A 297-nucleotide genomic window follows, 5' to 3' on the forward strand; every position below is an offset into this window, starting at 1 on the left:
CGGAACAAAGACCCCGCCGGACGCCGCAAACGAGACCCAGCGGCCCAAGCCGCGTGAGGCCTGCATGCCGTCAAGCGTGCCCGACTGGTAGATCAGCCGCTTGTGCAGGTTGCTCTCCACCAGCAGGCCAAAGGACGCCAGCGCGGTGTTCGGATACACCAGGTCCGGGTTATCGCTGGGCAGCTTCCTGCGCATGTCGTAGCGCAGCTTCAGGCCGCCAAGGCCCGCGTCAAGGTCGACGTCGTAGCTGCTTGAACCGATCAACGGGTAGATCGGGTCTCCCACTCCGAACAGGCT

1 protein-coding gene is annotated in these 297 nt (G+C 64.6%); it reads right to left on the minus strand.

Translation table 11 applies throughout. The features are described 5' to 3' along the window. Positions 1-297: hypothetical protein (locus tag FKP22_RS33340; protein ID WP_170201217.1), on the minus strand; the 297-nt coding region annotated here is incomplete at both ends.

Origin of the sequence: Ideonella azotifigens, from assembly GCF_006519715.1 — a bacterium.
In the GTDB taxonomy this organism is placed as follows: Bacteria; Pseudomonadota; Gammaproteobacteria; order Burkholderiales; family Burkholderiaceae_C; genus Ideonella; species Ideonella azotifigens.